This is a genomic window from Hominilimicola fabiformis, assembly GCF_020687385.1.
Classification (GTDB): domain Bacteria; phylum Bacillota; class Clostridia; order UBA1381; family UBA1381; genus Hominilimicola; species Hominilimicola fabiformis.
In genome coordinates this window covers 1-6,057 of sequence record NZ_JAJEQM010000033.1, presented here as the reverse complement: position 1 = coordinate 6,057, position 6,057 = coordinate 1, and the positions used below count along the sequence as shown (strand labels likewise).

The window sequence follows — 6,057 nt, the reverse complement described above, 5'->3', positions numbered from 1 at the left end:
CTCAAGGTGTAATCAGTATCCTTTTTTAGCGTTTTATTATTATATGTGATTGTAGGCAATGGCGAAATAACGTTACCCGTATATGTTTGTGAACTTATATTAGCCACACTTGTGTCAGACATTGCTCGTGCTGATATACTAAACGTTTTTGACGTTGTTCCTGTGAAATTACCTTTGCCGGTTATTGTTATTGTTGCTGTTCCGGCATTAATATTATTGGAATAACTTAATGTGTAATCAGTATCCTTTTTTAGCGTTTTGTTATTATATGTGATTGTAGGCAATGGCGAAATACCATTACCTGTATATGTTTGTGAACTTACATTAGCTACACTTGTGTCAGACATTGCTCGTGCTGATATACTAAATGTTTTTGACGTTGTTCCTTTAAAATTACCTTTACCTGTTATTGTTATTGTCGCTGTTCCAACATTGATATTATTGGAATAACTCAAGGTGTAATCAACATCTTTTGTTAATGTTGCTCCGTTATAGGTTATAACCGGCAATGCAGAAATCGAATTACCTGTGTATGTTTGATTTGGTATACTTCCGATAGTTGTATCCGAAATACCTCTCGCAACAATATTAAAATTCTTTTTAATTGTGCCGGTATAATCTCCGATACCTGTAATTGATATTGTTGCTGTACCTACATTTTTATTATTGCTATATGAAACTGTATAATCAGTATCTTTAACAAGTTCAACATCATTACAAGTAACAGTAACATTAGGAGCAATAAGTGAACCTGTATATGTTTGATCTGCAACATCACTAATAACTACGGTATTATCCGTTGTATTTTTGAAATCTCTTGCTTTCCAATATATAGTACCTGTTGTTCCCCAATTTGAAGGACACCGAATTGAACCTTTATATTTATCTATATAAATATCACAAGTAGCATATTTTTCTTCTGCATAATATTTACAAGCTGTATATTCAACACTTGTTATACTTGAAGGTAAATTTATTCTCGTCAGACTATCATTATCAGCAAAAGCATAACCTTCAATTTTAGTTACACCATTTTCAACATTAATAGTTTTTAAATCTTTTATGTTCTCGAATGAACGTGACGTTATTGTTGTAACACCTTTAGGGACAGTTAATTCATTGTTTTTAAATCTCGGACCGTTAGAAAATGCTATCTCATCAATTCGTGTCAATGTACTTGGAAGTGTCAAGTCAGTCAAATTGGAACAGCTTATAAATGCTCGTGAATAAATTGATTCCAATCCTTCCGGTAGATTAATGTTTTTTAGTGATGTACATTTTTCAAATGCACTTGTATATATGTATTTTAATTTGCTGTTATCAGGTATTGTAACAGTTTCGAGTTTCGTATAATTATTAAAAGTGCTTTCAGCGATATATTCAAGCGAACTTGGTAATGTTACACTAATAGTATTATTTTTAAATGGTCTTGTTAATCTTTCATTAATTCCTGTTATTCCTTCTTCAATAATTATTTCAGTTACACCACCCGGATTAAATTTTACAGTTTTAGAACTGGTCCATGTCGCTGACAAGCTAGCCGGTACTTTTCCAGAGCCATAAATTGATAAAACACCATCTTCAAACGAATAATACAAATCTGAAGTTCCCGGTATCGAATTAGCATCAGAAGAACTTGTTCCTGAAAATAATGAAATTCCAAAATCGTTATCTGCATTTGCCACACTTACCGATAATAACATTATGGTTATGAAAATTAAACCAAATATATTTTTTATAGTTTTTTTCATTATAAATTCTCCTTTCTAAACGCAAAAAGGGAGGTATTCCTCCCTTTGCATTTTATTTTGTATGTTCTACTGCTGCCTCAAGAATTTGTTTATATGCCCAATGATTTTGCGAAACATCACCAAACGGATTTTTTTCATTTCTGTAATCATTTCTATCAAGAACACTGTTAATTATCTTAACAGCTTCCGCTCTTGTTATCGGATTATTCGGTTTAAATGTATTATCGTCATATCCGTCTATATATTTTGCTTTGTATGCCGAATAAATATATTTTGCACTCCACAAATCTGATTTTACATCTGTAAACGGTATTTTATCAAATTCGGTTAATGTTTTATTCTGCATTATCATTGTAACAAATTCTGCCCTTGTAATTTGATTTTCCGGACGGAATGTTCCGTCTGTATATCCGTTTATAATTCCCGCTTTACTCATTGCAGTTACAGACTCATAATACCACGCACTTTCTTTTATATCAGAAAAGCTAATTGATTCACCTGATTTCGTATTAGTTAATACTCTATATAATATAGCCGCAGTTTCGGCTCTTGTTATATTGCCATCAGGGCGGAATGTATTATCGTCATATCCTGAAATGTATGATTTATGTATTTCTGATGATTGTGCTGTCGGTGTTGGCGTTATTGCCACAGCCGGCTTTGGTGTTTCATCCGAAACAACCTGTAAATATGCAATACCATTTTTATCTGTTCTTCCTCTTAATGTTCTGCCATATTTGTCTTTGATTTCAACATCCTTGTATGCTTGAGCTACGCCTTTTACAGTAACAATTACTTTATACACACTGTTATATTCAATATTTTTCGGTATAGTTACATTTACATCACCGCTTGTTTCTGTTGTAAGTAGCACATTATTATCTTGCATTACTTCAACTTTGGTATTGTCCTTTTTGGATGAAGATGACGATGATGATTTCTTTCGTACAATATTAAATGTTTCTTCTTTTTGTCCAGAGTAATTGCCGATGAAAGTAACCACTACCGTTGCAGTACCAACATTTATGTTGTCACGATATGTTAATTTATAATCCACATCTTTAACTAATGTTTTTCCGTCAACAGTTATATTAATATCATCTGTCGGAGCAGGTGTTATTGTAGGTATAGGTGTTACTGTATTTGTTTCGTCTGCCATTGCTGTAAAGCTCAAGCTACTGAACAACAAAACAAATGCCGTTATAACAGCAGTTATTTTATTTTTCACTGCCATTACCCCCTTCCTTTAAATTCATCTTATTTTATCTGTTCTTATCAATGATTACCGGTTCAGGCTTAATTTCACTGCCGGTATATGTTTGGTTCGGAATTGCTTGAATTATAATTGTTTTATCGTCCTCAGCAACTACTCTTGCAGTAATCTCGAAACTTGTTGATGCCGTACCGGAATAGTTACCTATGAAAGCAATACTTACCTTAGCAGTACCGACATTTACGTTATCGGCGTATGTTAATGTATAATCTTTATCTTTTACTAAAGTAACATCACCGTATTTTATTGTCGGCGCCGGTGTAATTTCTTTTCCTGTATACGTTTGCTTTGCTATTTCTGATATACTTACTTTCTCTTGATTAAGTACATCCGGTATGATATTAAAACTTGATTCTGCCGTACCTGAGTAGTTATTAATAAATGTTATATTAATCTTGGCAGTACCGACATTTACATTATCGGTGTAAGTCAAATTATAATCTTTATCTTTAACCAATGTGACCTCACCGTATTTTATTGTCGGTGTAGGTGTAATTGCACTTCCGGTATAAGTCTGTGCAGCTGTTTCTGATATACTTACTTTCTCTTGATTAAGTACATCCGCTATAATATCAAAAGTCGTTGAAGCCGTACCGGAATAGTTGCCGATGAACGATACATTGATTTTTGCTTTACCGGCATTTACATTGTCCGTATATGACAATGTATAGTCCTTGTCCTTAACAAGGGTGACATCACCAAATTTAATTGTTGGTGTTGGTGTAATGGCACTTCCTGTGTATGTTTGTGCCGGTGTTTCCGATATATCAATCAAATCGTTTGATAGTGCTTTGGCAATGATATTGAAGTTTACACTTCTTGTACCTTCATAATTGCCTTTGAATGTAATATTGACCGTAGCCTTACCGACATTTACATTGTTCTCATAAGATAAATCATAATCCACACCTTTTGTAAGTTGTGTACCGTTATCGCTTAAAACTTGTACATCAGGTTTAATCTCGTTTCCGGCATTATATGTTATAGCCGAATTATTTTCTTGATTTTTTTCTTTGTCGTTGTTTGCCGCAAATCCTGTTACTATCGACATCGTTGTCGATAGTGCTATGGTTGCCGCTAAAATACTTTTATACACTTTCTTCATTTTTCATCTTCCTTTCACATCTCAAAATCTTCATTCATATCAACTTCTGAATTAAATTCTTCACACTCTGTTGTTAAGGCTTTATACACATTGTATTCAACAGGATCAACTGCTTGTCCGTTAGCTATTGTTTTTTCAACTTTATCTATAAGTGAATTTGCACAATCTTCTGAAACATAATTGATTGCTCTAATGTCGTGTTTCATTGCGGTAATAAGCATTTCAGGAGTTTGTTCTTTTACATACTGCAATGCCTTAGCACTTTCTTGTACCGCTGCCATACACAACTCCGGTGTCTGCTCTTTTACAAAACGAATTGCTCTGAAATTATCTTGTATTGCCGCCATACATAATTCAGGTGTTTGTTCTCTGACATATTCAAGTGCCATACCGTCATTTTGTACCGCTGCCATACACAATTCAGGTGTTTGTTCTCCGACATATTTAATCACCCATGGTTTTTCTTCAACTGTTTGCATACACCTATTCGGATCATTAACTGCCTCACAATAGTATTTTTCAGTTTCATTCATATCAGTTTTAGACTCTGATACCAGTGTTTTATAGAATTCATAATCTTTTGGTTCAATAGCTTGTCCTTCAGATATATCGCTTTCGATATTATTGATGAATCCATCTTTTACATAATCCAAATTTTTCTCCGCACGTTCCAACAGATTACACTTAGCTTTTAACTCATTATCGAAGTAATGTCCCATTGAATAAGAATTATCCCCTGATTTTAACCACGTTACATACGGTTCCGGTGCATTAGGATTATATCCCATAACAAATGTATCATCATTCAGTGTCACGCTATCGGTAATATAGTATCCTTTTACTATTTCTTTACCGTATAACTTATCATATAATGCGGCATCTTTTAATGTCGGAGTAGCTTTAATTTCAATTTCAGGCTTTTCTCTGACTGCTTGCAAATTTTTAATTATGTTATCCGAAATATATTTTACATTTTCGTGTGAATATACACCAAAATAAATATTTTTTTCTTTTAACATATTCATTATCTTTCTGTCAAGTGCCTTACTTTCTTCAAGATTTTGAATGCGTCCGGCTTGCTGAAATGTATCACCACGTTTTATAAAAAGATTGAAGTTATAATACTTTTTATATTCATCATCGATACGCATTGTAAAATCCGTACTGTTGTTTCGGCCATAAATGTGGCTCATCAAAATCGGCGAATCTGTTACTATAACTTCTACCTTTCCACGAAGTCTTTCAAGACGTTTGGCTTGTTCTGCAAAAAGATGTTCTTGGTTTTCAAGTACATCATATTTTCCCTCCCAAACCAGTTCCTTGGCATACTCCGAAACATATTCGGTATTAATACCTTTTTTCTTGAGTTGTGACGCAACTTCCCAAGCACAAGTAGTTTTACCTGCACCCGGTCCGGCATAGCAATTAACAACCATTGTATTCATACTCTGCACCTCCTTGTTTAATCATCATATCGTGTATTTTTTGATTCTTCTGAAAATGGAACATCAAATGTTTCAGGCAAGACACTTCGTACTGTTACGGGTTTCATTCGTATTCTTCCACTCACTTTAAATTTAGCAGGTGTTCTTTGAATTTTTGTTTCATCAATGATTATTTGATACAAAAATTCACCATTAGAATCATACTTTTCGTAATTACTGTTTAGTCCCATATCATTTATTAAATAGCTTTTAAATTCCTTTTCCGCTTTTGTCGTATCCATAACAGAATTATGTTGAATCCAGTCTATATCCTGCATTGCAAGGTCAACAGATATATTCAATGCTCGTGATACATCAATATCAACACTTTCTTTTGTAGTGAATATATGATAGTATTCCATTGTTATAAACAATGCTATACCAAACATAAATATAGCCAATATAAAACCTATACCTGAAAATGCTTTTTTCTTATATTGCATT

Annotated in this window: 5 protein-coding genes; all 5 read right to left on the bottom strand. The window is 33.5% G+C overall.

What is annotated here, in order from left to right; all coding sequences use genetic code 11:
• Positions 1 to 1,751 (bottom strand): leucine-rich repeat protein (locus tag LKE05_RS13920; RefSeq protein ID WP_308457233.1); only part of this gene is annotated, 1,751 nt, incomplete at its 3' end.
• A gap of 52 nt (positions 1,752 to 1,803) precedes the next feature.
• Positions 1,804 to 2,979, bottom strand: a complete 1,176-nt coding sequence (locus LKE05_RS13915) for an S-layer homology domain-containing protein (RefSeq protein WP_308457232.1) — start codon at positions 2,977 to 2,979, stop codon at positions 1,804 to 1,806.
• A 34-nt stretch (positions 2,980 to 3,013) separates the two neighbouring features.
• Positions 3,014 to 4,129 (bottom strand): hypothetical protein, encoded by a 1,116-nt coding sequence (locus LKE05_RS13910; protein WP_308457231.1) that lies wholly within the window; start codon positions 4,127 to 4,129, stop codon positions 3,014 to 3,016.
• 14 nt (positions 4,130 to 4,143) lie between these two features.
• Entirely contained in the window at positions 4,144 to 5,574 is a 1,431-nt protein-coding gene (locus tag LKE05_RS13905) for an AAA family ATPase (RefSeq protein WP_022231141.1), read from the bottom strand.
• 17 nt (positions 5,575 to 5,591) lie between these two features.
• A partial coding sequence (locus tag LKE05_RS13900) for a hypothetical protein (protein ID WP_022231142.1) occupies positions 5,592 to 6,057 on the bottom strand: 466 nt, incomplete at its 5' end.